The 16,053-nt window shown below is 33.8% G+C and carries 19 protein-coding genes and 1 riboswitch; of the genes, 2 read left to right on the top strand and 17 right to left on the bottom strand.

The features are described 5' to 3' along the window. Window positions 1–38: 38 nt before the first annotated feature. The 4 genes from cmk to ACYSNW_RS13840 all read right to left on the bottom strand — a co-directional run bounded on the left by cmk (window position 39) and on the right by ACYSNW_RS13840 (window position 4,033). Window positions 39–719 (bottom strand): (d)CMP kinase, encoded by a 681-nt coding sequence (gene cmk, locus ACYSNW_RS13855; RefSeq protein ID WP_461745440.1) that lies wholly within the window; start codon window positions 717–719, stop codon window positions 39–41. Between the two features lie 226 nt (window positions 720–945). Beyond that, a complete protein-coding gene (locus ACYSNW_RS13850; RefSeq protein WP_461745438.1) occupies window positions 946–1,488 on the bottom strand; it encodes an SAG1386/EF1546 family surface-associated protein in 543 nt (180 codons plus the stop codon). 63 nt (window positions 1,489–1,551) lie between these two features. Then, window positions 1,552–2,994, bottom strand: coding sequence for a RecQ family ATP-dependent DNA helicase (locus tag ACYSNW_RS13845; RefSeq protein WP_461745436.1), 1,443 nt, complete (start codon window positions 2,992–2,994; stop codon window positions 1,552–1,554). After that, entirely contained in the window at window positions 2,981–4,033 is a 1,053-nt protein-coding gene (locus tag ACYSNW_RS13840) for a helix-turn-helix domain-containing protein (protein ID WP_461745434.1), read from the bottom strand. Before ACYSNW_RS13840 ends, ACYSNW_RS13845 begins: the two co-directional genes overlap by 14 nt. Before the next feature lie 36 nt (window positions 4,034–4,069). Between ACYSNW_RS13840 and ACYSNW_RS13835 the strand changes: the two genes are divergently transcribed. After that, entirely contained in the window at window positions 4,070–4,282 is a 213-nt protein-coding gene (locus ACYSNW_RS13835; protein ID WP_461745432.1) for a ferredoxin, read from the top strand. A gap of 118 nt (window positions 4,283–4,400) precedes the next feature. Here ACYSNW_RS13835 and ACYSNW_RS13830 read toward each other — a convergent pair whose 3' ends face one another. The 9 genes from ACYSNW_RS13830 to ACYSNW_RS13790 form a co-directional block, all read right to left on the bottom strand. Beyond that, entirely contained in the window at window positions 4,401–5,114 is a 714-nt protein-coding gene (locus ACYSNW_RS13830; protein WP_461745621.1) for an alpha/beta hydrolase, read from the bottom strand. 519 nt (window positions 5,115–5,633) lie between these two features. Continuing rightward, window positions 5,634–6,242, bottom strand: a complete 609-nt coding sequence (locus ACYSNW_RS13825) for an ECF transporter S component (protein ID WP_461745431.1) — start codon at window positions 6,240–6,242, stop codon at window positions 5,634–5,636. A gap of 208 nt (window positions 6,243–6,450) precedes the next feature. Beyond that, window positions 6,451–6,574, bottom strand: a riboswitch (FMN riboswitch). 101 nt (window positions 6,575–6,675) lie between these two features. Further along, a complete protein-coding gene (locus ACYSNW_RS13820; protein ID WP_461745429.1) occupies window positions 6,676–7,392 on the bottom strand; it encodes a pseudouridine synthase in 717 nt (238 codons plus the stop codon). Continuing rightward, window positions 7,392–8,003, bottom strand: a complete 612-nt coding sequence (scpB, locus tag ACYSNW_RS13815; protein WP_461745427.1) for an SMC-Scp complex subunit ScpB — start codon at window positions 8,001–8,003, stop codon at window positions 7,392–7,394. Before scpB ends, ACYSNW_RS13820 begins: the two co-directional genes overlap by 1 nt. Then, the gene (locus ACYSNW_RS13810) at window positions 8,000–8,782 is read right to left on the bottom strand and encodes a segregation/condensation protein A (RefSeq protein WP_461745426.1); all 783 of its coding nucleotides are present in this window, start codon (window positions 8,780–8,782) and stop codon (window positions 8,000–8,002) included. Before ACYSNW_RS13810 ends, scpB begins: the two co-directional genes overlap by 4 nt. A gap of 432 nt (window positions 8,783–9,214) precedes the next feature. Further along, on the bottom strand, window positions 9,215–9,577 hold the full coding sequence (locus ACYSNW_RS13805; protein ID WP_461745424.1) for an N-acetyltransferase: 363 nt from the start codon (window positions 9,575–9,577) through the stop codon (window positions 9,215–9,217). A 37-nt stretch (window positions 9,578–9,614) separates the two neighbouring features. After that, a complete protein-coding gene (gene xerD / locus ACYSNW_RS13800; protein WP_461745423.1) occupies window positions 9,615–10,520 on the bottom strand; it encodes a site-specific tyrosine recombinase XerD in 906 nt (301 codons plus the stop codon). Window positions 10,521–10,731: 211 nt separating this feature from the next. Further along, window positions 10,732–11,292 (bottom strand): class I SAM-dependent methyltransferase, encoded by a 561-nt coding sequence (locus ACYSNW_RS13795; RefSeq protein WP_461745421.1) that lies wholly within the window; start codon window positions 11,290–11,292, stop codon window positions 10,732–10,734. 166 nt (window positions 11,293–11,458) lie between these two features. After that, a complete protein-coding gene (locus tag ACYSNW_RS13790) occupies window positions 11,459–12,388 on the bottom strand; it encodes an alpha/beta hydrolase (RefSeq protein ID WP_461745419.1) in 930 nt (309 codons plus the stop codon). 331 nt (window positions 12,389–12,719) lie between these two features. Between ACYSNW_RS13790 and ACYSNW_RS13785 the strand changes: the two genes are divergently transcribed. After that, entirely contained in the window at window positions 12,720–13,484 is a 765-nt protein-coding gene (locus ACYSNW_RS13785) for a peptidylprolyl isomerase (protein ID WP_461745417.1), read from the top strand. A gap of 56 nt (window positions 13,485–13,540) precedes the next feature. Here ACYSNW_RS13785 and ACYSNW_RS13780 read toward each other — a convergent pair whose 3' ends face one another. The 4 genes from ACYSNW_RS13780 to ACYSNW_RS13765 all read right to left on the bottom strand — a co-directional run. Further along, on the bottom strand, window positions 13,541–14,071 hold the full coding sequence (locus ACYSNW_RS13780) for a TetR/AcrR family transcriptional regulator (protein ID WP_461745416.1): 531 nt from the start codon (window positions 14,069–14,071) through the stop codon (window positions 13,541–13,543). A 399-nt stretch (window positions 14,072–14,470) separates the two neighbouring features. Continuing rightward, on the bottom strand, window positions 14,471–14,716 hold the full coding sequence (locus ACYSNW_RS13775) for a KH domain-containing protein (RefSeq protein WP_461745414.1): 246 nt from the start codon (window positions 14,714–14,716) through the stop codon (window positions 14,471–14,473). 11 nt (window positions 14,717–14,727) lie between these two features. After that, on the bottom strand, window positions 14,728–15,003 hold the full coding sequence (rpsP, locus tag ACYSNW_RS13770; RefSeq protein WP_461745413.1) for a 30S ribosomal protein S16: 276 nt from the start codon (window positions 15,001–15,003) through the stop codon (window positions 14,728–14,730). An 858-nt stretch (window positions 15,004–15,861) separates the two neighbouring features. After that, a partial coding sequence (locus ACYSNW_RS13765) for a transposase (protein WP_461745411.1) occupies window positions 15,862–16,053 on the bottom strand: 192 nt, incomplete at its 5' end.

Raw genomic sequence — 16,053 nt, 5'->3', positions numbered from 1 at the left:
AAAAAAATAAAGCGATTTCTATCTTTTTTTCTTTTTTTTTAAGAGAAAGTCGAACTTTTTTCAATTATAACGTTCTCAATTGCTTCAACTACTGCCTCTATTTTCATACCAGTCGTATCGATTTGCACCGCATCTTCTGCCTTGATTAAAGGGGATACGAGGCGAGTGGAATCAATATAGTCTCTTTTCTCGATTTCTGATTTTAACGTCTCAAAATCGGTCATAATTCCTTTTTCAATATTTTCTTTATATCTTCTTTCAGCACGTTCTTCAACGCTTGCCACTAGAAAAATCTTGACTTCTGCATTTGGTAACACGGCTGTGCCAATATCTCGTCCGTCCATCACAATTCCACCTGACTCACCGATTTCTCTTTGGATTGTTACTAGTTTTTCACGAACCCTAGCTTGCTTAGCTACAATGGATACCGCGTTTGTCACATCAGATTGACGAATCGCTTCAGTAACTTCTTTTTCGTCAATGTACACTCGTTGTGACGGTTCACCAGGCTTAAATGAAATAGAATGTTTTTCAATCAAAGCGACTAATTTGGACTCATTTTCAAAATCAACATTATTTTGAAGTGCTAAATAAGTAACCGCTCGATACATCGCTCCAGTATCACAATAAACATAATTCATTTTCTTGGCTACTATTTTCGCTACTGTACTTTTTCCTGATGAAGCAGGACCATCAATTGCAATACTAATTTTTTTCATAGTTAACTCCTTAGATAATCATTGATTAAAACAAAAATATTCAAGTTATCGAATTTTTGTAAGACAGAAAAGTTAAACTCCAAGAAATAAGCGATAAATCACGAAAATTATTTTTCAAATTTTTGCGGCTTATCACTTATTTACGTAGAAGCGATATTTACTCCTACTCATTTGTTTATTTGGTTTTAAGGATAGGAAAGCGTAATAGTTTCTTCTTTTCATCCCATTATTTCACTCGTAAGGTTTCTCCAGGATAAATCGTTTCTGTGCTAGATTTTCCGTTTAATTGTTCTAATTGTGCAACTGTAATACCATTTCTAGCAGCTACTTGTTGGAAACCTTCTCCTGCAAGAACCGTAGTATATTCCGCTGCAGCCTCTGCTTCTGGGGTCTGTTCTGGAGTTTCATTTCCTCCATCAGTAGCCGGTTCACTTGAAGAACTTGAATTTTGTTGTTCTTCGCTTGATGAGCTAACTGATGTGCTTTCGCTTGTTGTAGTGGAAGATTGGACAACAGACGAAGAAGCCTGACTAGAATTAGCTGTATTTTCTGCAGGTTTTTTATCCCTAGAAATGTACATCCAAGTTCCTATTGGAAGAGAAATAATCAATAATAATAAGATGACTAAAATCGTTAGGAACGCGGTATTTCCTTTTTTATTTTGTCGTTTACCAACTCGAGAAGCACCTGCCTCTCTATCAGTTTCATAGATAGATTGTTCCCAAGGTTCACGAACTTCTGTCGTTCTTTTTTTATCTTGTTTACTCACATGCAGTTCCTCCTAGATTTGTATCGATTGTTATTATACCACAGCTTTATCTTGCTTGCAGAGTTAATTAGTTTCTTTAAATAATCTTAGTAAAATTTCTTCCCACGATGCAGATTGTTTTTTCTCCTTTGGCGATTGTACTATTTGTCCTTTGAAGTTGTCAAAAGATAACCCACAGTTATTGCAACATTTTTGAGGCATCATTTTTTCTGCTTTTTCAGAGAAATAGTGTTGAATAAACGATCTACGGCAACTCGTTTCATCAATATAGTCTAACATGTCAGCTAATTGCTCTCGTCGTTCTTGTTCTTTTCTTAATAATTTTTGTTCAAATTCTTCCAAAGTAAACTCATCAGCAAGATATCCTGCAATTATTTTTTGTTGAAATTCATTCAACTCAGAAGTTATCGTTTGCAATTCTTCACTGTTTATTTGACTTATCTCTTTGATTTTATCTCGGTTTGCACGACTTTCATTCTGAAAGAAATAATGGATTGATTCATCACCTGTATGATAGAGCAGTATGGCTAAACTTTGCCCTCCGTCCCGTCCAGCTCTTCCAATTTCTTGAACATAATTTTCCAAGCTGTCTGGACAATCGTAATGAATCACCAAGCGAATATCCGATTTATCAATTCCCATTCCAAATGCATTTGTTGCGCATAGAACGTCCAATTGATTACCAATAAACTGTTCTTGTAAAATTTTTCTTTCCAGAGGCTCTAAACCGCCATGATAAAATCCAGTACGTAAATCTGTGTTCCCCTGAATCAATTGAGCAATCTCTTCTGTTCTTTTTCTCGTTGCACAATAGATAATCGTTGTATTACTGATAATTGATAAATACGAAAGCAAGCTCGCTTTTTTATCTTCCACATAATCTACAATTAGACCAATATTGGGTCGATTTACTGAATAGGTGATTTGTCTATTTTTTCGTGAACTTGAGAATAAGTGTTCTTGAATTTCTTGTCTAACTCTAACTGTTGCAGTCGCAGTTAGAGCTAAGGTTAAGGGACTATTCAATTCTTTCTTAATTTGAGCTATCTTTAAATATTCTGGTCTAAAATCTATGCCCCACTGCGAAATACAGTGCGCTTCATCAACCACAAACAAGGCAATTCTTTGTTGTATCAATTTCTGCTTTACTTCTTGTTGGTTCAATGTTTCAGGACTAACAAATAAGTAGTTGTATTCATTTAGATGATCTACTATATATCGTTTTTCGAAAAATGTTAAATTACTATTTAATGCAGTTACTCGTTTTTCACCTAATAATTGTAGCTGCATCACCTGATCTTCCATTAAAGAAATCAATGGAGAAACAATGATTACTAAACCTGGCCTAATTTTGCCAACAAATTGATAACATAAAGATTTTCCTGTTCCTGTAGGTAAAACAGCCAACGTATCTTCACCATTTAGTAAGGCTTCAATCACTTCTCTTTGCCCCGGTTTAAACGTTTCAAAACCAAAATAAGCATTCAGCATTTTAGTTAGTTCCATTCGTTACTCCTTGTTCAAACTGTTTCTTTTTTATTTGATACAATCTAAAATCAAAATAATCAAGTTTGGTAATTTTAGCTTTCAATTCGCGATATTGCCATTCTTGATAAGGACTTTGAATTTGATTTAGTTCAGTAGAAATAGCTGTAGTTAAAATTTGATCGATTTCTATGGATCCAATAATTGCGGCTTCTAAAAGATGATCTTTCACTGTACTGATTTTAATATTTCTTTTTTGTGCAATTTCTGTTAAAGAATAAGCTGAATTTACATATTTTAAGGTTTCATTCATGCTCTTATTTTTATTTTGCTTAATCAAAGGAAATACAAGTTGCTTTAAAATGGATTTATCTTCCCTTGTTGAAATAATAGAAAGCAATCTATGTAAGCGGTTTTTAAAAATAAGTTGTTGCTCTAACTCTGTTTTACTTTCAGCGATTAATTGTTGTGGTAGCTGACCTGTATGATGATAACCGATAAATTGATTCGCGAAAAAATTCGCTACTTCTATTGGTAGCTCTGAAAATAAATCAGACCATTCCGTTTTGATTTGTTGAATTAAGTATTTTTTCGGATAGTTCTTGATAATTCTTTTTATATGTTGCTGAAAAATAGGGGATTGTTCTAATGGAACATAACGGTTTTCTTCATAAGATAAATATGAAATAATTTGAACTGAAAATTGCAACATACGCCAACAATCATCATCTGTTTTGCCAAACTTAAAATAATCAATCCAAGGATATTCAGAAAAAATAGCAACTGGGTTTGACATCAAATAATTGATTCCATTCTCAGTTATTTGTCCGTATCCTTCTTCTGAATAAAACAACTGACTTTTTTTGCTTAATTTAGCCAAACAGTGTTCATATTCTTTTTCAGAAAGATCAGGAAAAGCGCCAAAAAAACGTAAATCATCAAACAAAAAACCATATAACAAAACAGAGCTTGTATGCTTTCCCTTTAATAAATGAAATAAAGTAGAGGTTCGAGCCTTGTATCCATGTTGAAATAAGGCTAAAATAAATTGAGTCTCCATATTTAGCTCCTTACAATTCGATTGGATGTGTTTCTAATGCTATGTAAAATAATTCCAGAAAAATGTATTGCTTGTGGTCTTTGTCAAATTTATGCGCCTAATTTTTTCGATTATGATGATGAAGGAATCGTTCTTTTAAAAAATGAACCGATCATTACCAAACAGCTTGTTCCTCTTAGTGAAAATGAAGAGGTGTTAACAGCGTATCGTAAATGTCCGGTTCGTGCAATAGAAATTAGTGATAAATAGAAAAATAATAGCTTCTATAAGTTAGCTTACGTCTAAAAACTTTAAGAAAAAAATAAGATTAATGAATGGTTTTCAGACGTGAGTTGACTTTAGCAAATTATTTTATACGACAGAGCGTTTATTTTATTTGAGCTAACCAATCAATTAGAATATCTGCAATTTGTGTTTGCTGGATTGCATTTGAAATAGAAGCATCTTTATCTTTTTTCTGCTTTCCATAACTACCAAAACCAGCGTGGTTCCCGCCCTCAATCGTTTTATACGCTGTTTGACTAGGTAAATACTCTTTGGCCTCTGTATAAGCTTCCCAATTCAAAACGCCATCTTCGCTTCCAGTTATCGATACGATTTCACCTGAGAATGAATCTAAACTCCCTTTTTTATCTGGATAGCTTGCTAAGAAAAATACTCCTTTTAAACTAGAATCATTTTTCTGTTCAGCAGCAAATCGACTAGCCATCACGCCTCCTAATGAGTGTCCGCCAATAACGTAGCTGTTAATGTGGTTCGTTGAAATTATCTTTTCTGCTTTATTAGGCGCAAGAACGGCTAAATTCAATGGTTCTTTAATCAGATAAACTGGGTATCCAGCCTCAGATACTTTTTTTGCCCATATACTATAACTGGCATTTTCTACTAAACCTCCTTGGTAAAAAAGAACTGTTGGTTTATCTGAATCACCTTTAAAAAATAAGGTTTTATTTTCAATTTTTGCCGTTTTTGCTTGGTCTAAAGCCTCAGCTGTTGGTTGATAAGTATTAAAATGAAGGAATAGTCCACTCGCAAGCAGCAAGATGAGTACAATGCCTAATCCCCAAGCTCCTCTTTTCATCCATTTCTTATTCACGTTTAATGGCTCCTTTCAGATTCAATATATTGATTGTACCAAATAATTCTTGTTGACAAACATAAAAAGACTTGTTTACTTTTAAAAGCTAATAAACAATAAAAAACTACGAAACTCAATTGATAAAATTATTTTGAATTTCTAATTAGATAGCAAATTACAGCATTTTTCCGACATCATTCTTATTACTCAAAAAAATTCTGAAAGATACCATCACTCTACAACAGTTTAGAGTTAGACTTGTTTCATTTAAAACGCACGTATTTATTTAGAAATTAAGCTTCCTAAATAAATACGTGCGTTAACGATTTAAATCAAATTATTTTAGTTGTTTCATGAGAATGTCTGAAAACGATTGAGGAATTCAATTTTTTGTGCTTTAGCTGGAAATCAAGAAAGAAAACGTAGTGTATGCGAGACATAAACGCATCTTCATTCTAGTAGGTTTCAGCTGAATCACAAAAATATTTGCCATTATCGTTTGCAGACCTCCTTATTTATTTTCTATTTTAATAACGTTTTTTTATCACCTAAATGAGGTTGTTTTCTTGCTAACCACGGTAGTAACTTGGCATGTAAAACCAAGAAAACCACACTAACAAGCGTCCCTTTAATCAAATTGAAAGGCACAATCCCAATTGCTACATAACTTGCTAAAGAAGTTCCTAAAAATTGATCAGCCGTAGTTCCAAAAAGTTTCAAATAAATCGGTGTGATGACAAAGTAATTAGCTACACTCATAAAAAGAGTCAACGTGAGAATTCCTGTCACAATTCCAATTCCTTTATTTAATTTTTTATTCGCTCCATTTTGGAAAAAATAATAGATTGGTAAAGTAAAAACAGTAGTTGCTAAAAAACTAGCAATATCACCAACCATATTTTGTGGCGCTAATCCTGTCATCAATAGATGCAATAATGAGCGGATAAACGCTGTAGTTATTCCTGCTAATGGTCCAAACAAAAACATGCCAATTAAAACCGGAATATCACTAAAATCAATTTTCAGGAAATTAAATCCTGGCATGATTGGAAAGTCTACAAACTGCAACACTGCCCCAATCGCTGCTAACATTGCGACACTAATCATTTTTTGTACCTTGCTGTTTCTCATTATGAAATCCTCCTGGTAAGGACCCATCTTCAACGAACTTTTCGAATTGCTTCATTTCAACTTCTCTAGTTAACTATTTCACTAAAAGATTGCACTTAATAAATTTTTAGTTATTTAAAAAAGAAGCAATCAATTAGACAAAAAAACTCTATTTTCTGCAGGGAAAATAGAGTTAGAGTCATCTTATTTGAAAAACAATTCAAATAAGCCCTATCTTCTTTATCCAGACTGTACTGTCGGTATTGGAATTTCACCAATTCAGCCACCTCAATGAAGTGGGTCGTGGACTATAACCACCGGTCGGGAATTTCACCCTGCCCCTGAAGACGAACCTTTAATTATTTTGTTACAACAACATTATACATGAATTTAACTAAAAAAAGCAATAGTTACGCTTCATTTTATAAATTATTCACAATCTTATCATTGTTACCTATTTTGCTTGATTCAATAAACTGCTGATTTCTTTTTTGTTCAATGAACGGTATTCCCCTGGGCGTAAACCTTGTAAGGTTAAATCACCATAACGTTCACGTTTTAGCTTTTGAACAGGATAACCAACAGCTTGGAGCATCTTTTTCACCTGATGATTTTTGCCCTCATGAATAGTTAATTCTAAAATACTCGTCTGCGTTTTTAAGTCAACAGATAGTATTTGAAATGCAGCAGGTGCTGTTTTAAATCCATCGATTTTAACACCTCTGGTCAATGGCGTTAGATCATGTTTTTTAGCCAAACCTTTTACTTTTGCGATATAGACCTTATCCACCTCATTACTTGGATGTGTCAATTTTTGAGAAAAATCACCATCATTTGTTAATAGTAATAAGCCCGTCGTATCATAATCTAAGCGACCCACTGGATAAATACGTTCTTTAACATGAGATAGGTAGTCAGTAACCACTTTTCTGCCTTTATCATCAGAAACAGCTGAAATAACTCCTCTAGGTTTATAAAATAAATAGTACCCATAATCTTCCTGATAAATTGGAACACCATCTACCTCTACAATATCTTGCTTAGAGACTTGTGTTCCTAATTCTTTTACAAGCTTGCCGTTTACTTTCACACGACCATTAACGATATATTCCTCTGCTTTTCTACGAGATGTAATTCCAGCATGAGCAATGACTTTTTGAAGTCTTTCCACTATTTTTCTTCCTCCAATTCACCAGAAATGTCCTCTGTAGTAATGTCTTCTTTGTAACGTTCATAAAATAAATCTAACGGGATTTCTTCCGCTATTTCCGCTTCCATTTGTTTAATATCTGGTAATTCTGATAAGGTTTTCAACCCAAAATAATCCATAAAATAATTAGTTGTACCATATAAAATAGCACGCCCTGGACCATCCACTCGACCTTTTTCTTCAATTAATTGTCTCGCAACTAATTTTTGAATCGATCCAGAAGATTGAACACCGCGTATTTCATCCACTTCTACTCTTGAGATTGGTTGCTTATACGCAATAATTGACAATGCTTCTAACGCTGCTTGGGATAAAGCATTTGATAAGGGCGATTGTGCATATTTTTTTAACAAAGGAGCAAAATCTCTCTTCGTTGATAATTTAAAATGATTCCCCACCTCTAAAATATTTAGAGCAGAATCTGGTTCAGATTCATACTTTTCTTTTAGCGACATCAACGTTTCGTAGGTTTTTGAAGTTGATGTCTCTAGCAAGTAAGCAAGTTCTTCTAAGCCAATTCCTTCTTCACCAACAACAAAAAGAATCGCTTCAATTTTACTTGTTATGGTCACTTGATTTCCTCCAAATTTGTCTCAGTCTCTACGCCAGTGTTGTATAAAAGGATTGTACTATAATTGTCCTCTTGCTCAACATAGACAACGCCTTTTTTCATTAACTCTAACAATGCCATGAACGTGGTGACAACTTCTTGTTTTGAATACGTCGTAAAAAAAGAATCAAAATTTACAGCCGTCTCTCGACTCAAAGATCTCATTCCTTCTGAAATAATCGCGATTTTTTCTTCAATCGACACATCATCATTCGTAACGGTTGTTTCAATGGGTTGACGTCGTTTCTTTTTTTCTAACATTGAATGAAATGCCAAGAATAAATCGATTGTATTTAATTGATTTGGCTCTAAAAAAGGGTTCTCTTCTTTATACTCATCCACATCCATCGCTTCTTTTGTATAATAGAGACTCCTCTCTGATTCTTTTTCATGTAATAAAGTCGCTGCATATTTAAACTTACGATACTCTAAAAGTTGAGCCACTAAAGCATCTCGCGGATCTTCTCCATTTAAAAGACTCTCATCTTCTTCAATGATTTCCATTTCTTGTTTTGGTAATAGCATTTTACTTTTAATTGCCATTAAAGTGGCTGCCATCACTAAATATTCACCGGCTACTTCCAATTCTAATGTTTTCATTGTATGAATATAACTCATATATTGCTCAGTCACAGCCGCAATTGGAATATCATAAATATCAATTTCAAGCTTTTTGATTAAATGTAGCAAAAGATCCAACGGGCCTTCAAATACATCTAATTTCACATTGATTTCTTGCAAACAAACCCAACTTTCTTTTTTTGACTAACTCTTACTCAGGACATAAAATAATTGCTTTGAATCAAGCAATTGGACAATGCTGCAATTATTGCGCTCTTTGCAATAAATGCTGCCTTGGAAATTGCCGAGATTCTGATTATTTTATGCCATTTACTCAGGACATAAAATAACTGGTTTGAATCGAACAATTGTATTTCTATAAGTTCCTTTTAATTACGAAAAATGAAATGACTTAATGATACATAGTAGCAACGTAATCCTCGAAGCTAACCGCTTTTGTTACAAATTCCTCAGCCATTGTACAAATAATTCTCATGATATTTGTAGCAGAGCTGTTTATTCATCTACTATAATTCTGTTATTGACACAAAAACTGCTGGAAATTTGGGCTTGTACCCGAATTTCCAGACACGTTCTAGTATAACACAATTTCTAATTTTTATATTCTTTCCATTTAGATAGATAGGGAGAAGTTGCTAACGTTCCATAAATTTTAGCCTCTGAATACAATTCTGTCAATTCATCTAATAAAATAAATCCAACTGCTTCTCCTCTAAAAGATGGAATAATTGAAATATCGTGTAATGTGATGGCATCTTCACTTTGCACTTCAATGCCCACGATTCCTTGAATATTTTTTTCTCCTTGAGGTGTCCAAAGGAACAAATGTAACGTTTCTTCTTGCTCATACATATCGATTTCCTTAAGTACCAACTGATATTCCGTTAATTTTTGATGGAAACTTAATAGCCCCATCGCAATTTTTCGTTGCTCTTTTCGATAATTCGCTAACAATTTTTACACCTTCCTTTCTTCTTACTCACTAACAATCTTAAGCTCTTGGAAAATGTTGTTTATAGACATCAGCCATTCGTTGTTTGGTGATATGCGTGTAAATTTGGGTTGTAGAAATATCAGCGTGTCCTAATAACTCCTGCACGATACGTAAATCAGCTCCATTCTCTAGTAAATGAGTCGCAAAACTGTGACGTAGTGTATGGGGCGTAATCGTTTTATCGATACCTGCATCACGAACAATTTGTTTTAGATTCTTCCAAACCCCTTGTCTTGACAGCGGACGACCATGATGATTAACAAATAAATGAACTTCGTCTTGATTTTTTTTAATCAATTGAGGTCTAGCTTCTGCTAAATATTTTTCAATCCACTGAATGGCGTAATCTCCAAGTGGTATAATCCGTTCTTTATCTCCTTTACCGACAGTTTGCAATAAACCAATCGCTAAATGTAAATCACCAATTTTCAGTTCTACTAATTCACTGACTCTAAGTCCGGTAGCGTACATCACTTCTAAAATCGTTCGATTCCGAACCCCTAATACTTTCGTTGTATCAGGAGTTTCAATCAGCTTTGTGACTTCTTCTACTGATAAAGTATTCGGTAAATGCTGCGCTTTTTTTGGTGAATCAATATGTTGCATTGGATCATGATCCGTTTTTCGTTCTTGTCTTAAAAACTGATGAAATCCTCGTAAAGTAGAAATCATACGAATAATTGTCGCAGAAGAGTTTTTTTCATTATGTAATAATTGTAAGTATTCCATGACTATGTATCGATCGACTTGCTGAAAAGAAGTCACTTGATTATTTTTTAAAAACTGAAGATATTTATTTAAATCTCGTTCATAACTTTTTCTCGTATTCAATGATAACCCGCGTTCGATTTGTAAATAATATAAATAATCTACCACCTGATCTTCCACAAAAAAACACCTCATTTCTTTCTTATCATATCAAAATATTGTAAGAATTGCACAAAAATTCCTTTCCATTCCACTCTACTCTCAAAAGAAAGTAACTAAATGTCTCAAAAAATTAGTATCTAATTAAAAGTAAAGAGTGTCTGGAAACGAGCTTTCAGAAAAATTCGAATGCTTTAATCGTTTTCTGACTCTCCCAACTCTCTAATTAACTTCTAACGCAATATCGTTAAATTTTTTTAGCAATAAAAGTAATTGCTTTGCTATTCATTTTTCGCATACCTGCTGAGCGCTGAATCAAGAAATCAAGCTCCTTCATAATGGATTCATTACATGGCCAATCGTGAAAAGCTTCTCCCAGTAATGTAATAACCGAATCAGTCGATAGGTTTATCTCCAGAAAAGGAGTAACTTCTGCTCCAGTCAGATCTTGTTCAGTTACTTCACTATTAATGACAAAATAAATACTGCCATTAGGTTTTACTGCTTGCTTAATTTTTTGTAGCGTATTTTTCAACACCGGAACAGAAGAAACGTGTTCTAATGTTGAAACTGCAAAAATACCGTTATAATTATCAAATGAGAACTCTTCAATACTTGAAATTTCTGTGACTAAACTCAAATTTTGTGCCTGGCAAGTTTTTCTTATGACACTAATTGCTTCTGGCAAAAGATCAATCGCTGTGAGTTGATACCCTAATTTTGCTAATGGGATTGCATTGCGTCCATTGCCACAGCCTAAATCTAAAAAATGAGCATTTGAAGGATAACTACTAAAATGCTTGAGCAACTCTTGAACAGGGTAATTTAATCAGCTATTTTCAGGATGAGGATTTAAATAAACATTCTTATGATACCAAGCTTCTTCTGTTCTAATTTCAACAATGTTTTTCATCTTTACTCCTTTTTAAACCATTTTCACTCTTTATGAAAACCGAAACAAAATCACCAAATTGCTACTCAACATAATTTTCTAAAAACTCAGTAATTACTTTTTTATATTGCGCTGGATCTTTTTTATACGCTTCAGCATGTCCCGCCCCATGAACAACATATTTTTCTTTTGGACCATTTGTTGCATCGTAGTTTTGCTGCAACATCTCATATGGAACAAAATCATCCGTATCTCCATGAATAAACAGCATCGGTAAGTTGTTTTTCTTTAATTGTGCCACGGCATTCGCTTCCCCGAAGAAGTATCCTGCACGAATTTTAGTGATTAAACTGGTTACTTGGATTAAAGGAAAACTTGGCAAATTAAACATATCTTTTAATTGATAACTAAGCTCATCCGAAACAGAAGAATAGCCACAATCTTCAACTATTGCTTTTACATTCTCAGGCAGCGATTCACCGCTGGTCATCATAACTGTCGCTGCTCCCATACTAAGGCCATACAAAGTAATCTCAGCATTTTGCCCATTCTCATCAATTAGCTTATCAATCCATAATAAATAGTCTTTTCTTTCAGGCCAACCAAAACCAATATAATCCCCTTCACTTTCCCCATGCCCTCTTGCATCAGGAACTAAGACATTATAGCCTAAATCATGATACACTTTAGCATAATCTGCCATCGCCTCAGCTGTCCCCATATATCCATGAGCCATAATAACATTTTTATTCGTATTTTCGTCTGCTTTTAAATAGATAGCATGTAATTTTAATTCATCATCAGAGGTTAGTGTCCAATTGGTTCTATTTTCTTTAGTTGTAAACCATTTTTCTTCTGCACTTTGATTGATACCTGTGCCTGGAGTATCATTACTTAAAAAATCCTTTTTAGATGGGACGACTGCATAATTATAAAAATACAATCCCGCACCTATTAATAGAATAAATAGCAAAATGACAATCACTATCACTATTTTAGTTACTGTTTTCATTTTAAGTCCCCTTATCGATTAGTCTTGATTAGTATAATATGTTCATCTAGAATCCGCAATATTATCGATTCAGATGATTGGGTAATGTAAAAATTCGGCGAAAAGCGACGTATGTGAGACATAAACGAGGCCGTTATCAGGATGAATTCCTGTTGAATTACGAAACTATTCGTCGATTTAGGTTTCAGGCGCTCACTAATTATTATTTATAAAAATTACTATCTTACTACCTTCCAACCAATCTTCATAAAAAATTATCTTTTTAGGCTAGTTCTCATTGAAATGATTTGTTATGATTAAGTGTAACTATTTTTGAAGGGAAGACTTATTTATGAAAACAAGAAAATTTCTTGCAGGTGTAGGCATTCTAGCGAGCTTATTACTATTCGCAGCTTGCGGATCACCAAAAGAAAATACAGGAAGCAGTAGTTCGTCAAGTAAAACTGAAACAAAAACATCCGAATCAGTGGATTTAAACTCACTTGATTTGCCTCAATTATCTGATGAAGTGACAGATGATGAAGATTTAGTTGAACTTGTTACAACAGAAGGAAACATTAAAATCAAACTATTTCCTAAGTATGCACCAAAAGCTGTTGAAAACTTTATGACTCATGCAAAAGACGGCTATTATGATGGTGTTACGTTCCACCGTGTCATGGAAAACTTTATGATTCAATCTGGTGATCCTAAAGGGAATGGTACTGGTGGTGAAAGTATTTGGAACGAAGAATTTGCCCCTGAAATTTCTCCGAATCTTTACCATATCGACGGTGCTCTAGCTATGGCTAGGACGCAAGGAGATGTAACTGCAAAAACACAAGGTAGTCAGTTTTATATCGTTCAAAATGAAAAAGATGTTTCTGATGGATTACTAAAAGATGATTATCCTGAAGAAATCATCAAAGCATATAAAAACGGTGGCACTCCCTCATTAGATTTTAACTACTCAGTCTTCGGTCAAGTAATCGAAGGAATGGATGTTGTGAAAAAAATCGCTACTGCTGAAACAAAGGCTGGTGCCTCTGGCGAAAATAGCACACCTGTCAGCCCAGTCAAAATTGAAAAAATCAATATTCTGCAAGAAGCTAAATAAAAAACAAGTAAAAACGAACTTAAATCTGATTATTTAAGTTCGTTTTTATTATTCTCTTAAATCGCAAGAGTCAACAAATCAATCATTTGTTCTTCAGATGGTTGAATAATTCCTGATAATCCTAATGAAGCGATTCCTGTTGCGACAATCCAGACATTCAAGTGAACTTCCTCCATCTTGTCCGCAGATAGTTCCTCTTCCAATTCATAAGTATCTAAAAAATTACGAAATAATTCAAAAGAACGTTGCTTCATTTTCCCACTGTATTCATGCTGATCAACATAAAGTGCAAGAAACAGTTCTCTATTTTGCTGTGCAAACGTGATTGAATTCATCCCGAAATCAATAAACGCATCCCCTGTTGGTCTTTTTGAATAAAATTCTGATTTTAAATAATCATAGATAGACGAAACTAAGGTCGATTTTAACTCTTGCATATTTTTAAATTCTAAATAAATTGGTTGTGTTGAAATCCCCATATATTCAGCCACGTTTCGGGCAGTAATACTTGAAAACCCTTCTTTTACAACGATTTGCTGTGTTGCAGCTAAAATTTGTTCCTTTGTATACACCTTTTTTCTAACCATCCAACCCCACCTTTCTTATTAACTATGCAGTCTTATAAAATATGCAAAATCACAATAGCAAGCTTGTCGACCACACTATAATCACTTTATTGAATAATCTAACGTGTATAATTTAAAACACTAAACAAAGTATAGTTATTTCACGTTTGTCTTTCGTTTTATTTTACACTCTTTTCTTACTAATTTTTCTCAATAATTATGCAAATGACAGAAAAAGATGATAATTCCCAACGCAGAAAAACATTATGTTAATTAATCAACTCTTATTTATTAGAAATGGAAAATTTAATGTTAATAAAAAATAAACAGCAACAATTAATCATTTCAAACTAAACGTTTTATCACAAAAGAAAGAGAGAAGCAAAAACTAAATGTTTTTACTTCTCTCTTTAAAATCAATTATTTTCCATCAATAATGTTTAGACGAACTTTTTTAGAGCCCTCTAACCGAACACTGTAAACAATCGTACGAATTGCTTTGGCAACACGTCCTTGTTTTCCAATTACTCGACCAATATCTTCTGGAGAAACAGATAAGTTATACTCTAAAAAAGAATCTGATTCCTCTATTTCTAACGTAACCTGCTCAGGCTGACTGACTAACGGACGAACAATAGTTAACACTAGCTCTTTCACATCTGTCATTTATAGTCACCCTATTTCTTTGTAAATTTAGCTTCATGGTGTTTCTTCATAACGCCTTCTCTTGAAAGTAAGTTACGAACTGTATCAGAAGGTTGCGCACCTTTAGATAACCAATCTAAAACTAAATCTTCTTTTAAAACTACTTCTGCAGGATCTTTTAAAGGATTGTATGTTCCAACAGTTTCGATAAAACGTCCATCACGAGGAGAACGAGAATCTGCTACTACAATACGGTAAAAAGGACTCTTTTTAGAACCCATACGTTTTAAGCGAATTTTAACTGACATCTTATTAATTACACCTCCATTAACTTAATCACAAAAATTAGTTTAACAGATTTCCCGCAAGCTGTAAAGAGTTTTTTCTTTACACCCTAAATATTTTTAGGCAAAAGCCATTTGCTCATCCTTTCTCGACAAAATTATTACAAAAAAGCTGCTTTAAAATCATATGAAATACCGCTTTAGTCTGCTCAAATAGATTCATTTATCCATTTGTTTTTTATAATTAATATTTTCTTCATTTTCACTAGATAGATTATTCGTTGTTCGAGGAAAGAAATTAACTAAGAGCGATTCTCAGATTCCCAATCTGCCAAAAATCATGTTACAATACAATTACCTTGGCAGGGGCGATTGCTCAAAAGAAGCTGTGATAAAGTCTATTAGAATTGATATGGAGATTTCTTTGAATGTTCTTCCTACAATTACTGATTTTTTACAGCTTCATTTTCTCGTACAGCGTATATGACTTTCTAGCTATTCGAAGTTCTGATAGTCATTCCAAATAGAACTAGATTTTTAAAATATTCTTTATCCGTTGCTATCCATAAACTCTACTAAGAAATGCTTTTAAATCACTATATTTTTCTGGTTCTATGTCAAATTGTGTTGGTGATATAAACAACTGAATAAAATCGTAAAGCTTGGAATAAAAATCAGAGACCTTCTGGTTTTGTTCTGAGCTTTTGTAGTAGTATATGAGGATTTCGCCAATTATCAGAGCAGCTGGCCGGAAGCGACTTGGCGAAACCCGTGCCAATTCCATTCCTAAATAGAGTCAAACCAGCTGTACTTAACCCTACAAAACAGCTGCTAATTCCCTATTTGCCTTTGTAGCTGCGAAGATATTGGCTACATCCTCCTTTACTCTTGTGAAAAAATAAGACCTTGAATAATATAAATACGTGAACGAAAATGATAGAAGTTACGATACCCATAAGCCACTCTTTTAATTCCCTTGATTTTGTTGTTTAGTCCTTCTGTAATGCCATTTGAAAAAGGATGACAGAACGCATTTGTGATTCCTTGTTTGTGTTTCTTAAAGAAGGTGAGTTT

Source organism: Enterococcus sp. LJL99, from assembly GCF_054871725.1.
This window is presented reverse-complemented; position numbering and strand designations above follow the sequence as displayed.

Excerpts from the sequence above, each read along its gene's own strand:
- ACYSNW_RS13775 (WP_461745414.1), bottom strand. The coding sequence starts at position 14,716 with ATGACAGATGTGAAAGAGCTAGTGTTAACTATTGTTCGTCCGTTAGTC.
- ACYSNW_RS13845 (WP_461745436.1), bottom strand. The coding sequence starts at position 2,994 with ATGGAACTAACTAAAATGCTGAATGCTTATTTTGGTTTTGAAACGTTT.
- ACYSNW_RS13785 (WP_461745417.1), top strand. The coding sequence starts at position 12,720 with ATGAAAACAAGAAAATTTCTTGCAGGTGTAGGCATTCTAGCGAGCTTA.
- ACYSNW_RS13825 (WP_461745431.1), bottom strand. The coding sequence starts at position 6,242 with ATGAGAAACAGCAAGGTACAAAAAATGATTAGTGTCGCAATGTTAGCA.
- cmk (WP_461745440.1), bottom strand. The coding sequence starts at position 719 with ATGAAAAAAATTAGTATTGCAATTGATGGTCCTGCTTCATCAGGAAAA.
- ACYSNW_RS13790 (WP_461745419.1), bottom strand. The coding sequence starts at position 12,388 with ATGAAAACAGTAACTAAAATAGTGATAGTGATTGTCATTTTGCTATTT.
- ACYSNW_RS13835 (WP_461745432.1), top strand. The coding sequence starts at position 4,070 with ATGCTATGTAAAATAATTCCAGAAAAATGTATTGCTTGTGGTCTTTGT.
- ACYSNW_RS13780 (WP_461745416.1), bottom strand. The coding sequence starts at position 14,071 with ATGGTTAGAAAAAAGGTGTATACAAAGGAACAAATTTTAGCTGCAACA.
- ACYSNW_RS13840 (WP_461745434.1), bottom strand. The coding sequence starts at position 4,033 with ATGGAGACTCAATTTATTTTAGCCTTATTTCAACATGGATACAAGGCT.
- ACYSNW_RS13830 (WP_461745621.1), bottom strand. The coding sequence starts at position 5,114 with ATGAAAAGAGGAGCTTGGGGATTAGGCATTGTACTCATCTTGCTGCTT.
- xerD (WP_461745423.1), bottom strand. The coding sequence starts at position 10,520 with ATGAGGTGTTTTTTTGTGGAAGATCAGGTGGTAGATTATTTATATTAT.
- rpsP (WP_461745413.1), bottom strand. The coding sequence starts at position 15,003 with ATGTCAGTTAAAATTCGCTTAAAACGTATGGGTTCTAAAAAGAGTCCT.